1 protein-coding gene is annotated in these 517 nt (G+C 58.0%); it reads right to left on the reverse strand.

What is annotated here, in order from left to right; translation table 11 throughout:
- Window positions 1-134 precede the first annotated feature (134 nt).
- A partial coding sequence (locus AC1DS5_RS25640) for a hypothetical protein (RefSeq protein WP_477721056.1) occupies window positions 135-517 on the reverse strand: 383 nt, incomplete at its 5' end.

The raw sequence follows: 517 nt of genomic DNA on the forward strand, positions 1-517 counted from the left end.
GGCGCCAGTCGCGCAGGTTAGCGCTCTGTAAAACGTTACGATCACATAAAGGAGCCGCGCCAACCCAAAGGCCCGCGCGGCGAGTTCGTCTATGCAAGAGTTTGCGTGCATGCAAGGACGTGGGATCAAGAGCTCTAATTGAGCGTTGTTCCAAGCGACTGGTGGTGGGAAAGGTATGCAATTGCGACCCCGCTGCGGACCGGCTGAAGGTCGTCTAATTCCGAAGCCGGGTAGTCGTTGAGACGCCGTTCCCGGTAGGCCCGCAATGCGTCCCGCCTACAAATAATTTTGGTCCCGCTAAAACACCATACGGTTCCCGTCACGTTGCGAGCGTCGCGGGTGCGCCGCGAGCATGTGTCTGCCTTGACGTACTCCCCAAGTCCAATGGTTGCTTGATTGCCGGAGCAGTCCGGCGAATTTTGCGAGAATACAAGGAGGGAGCCGGTAAGCAGACTTGAACTCGCAGGGACGGCGTTGAGCAGAACGATGCCGCAGCTCGCATTAAGATCAGCAGGCG

The sequence above is a fragment of the Polaromonas sp. P4_H1 genome (genome assembly GCF_056400945.1).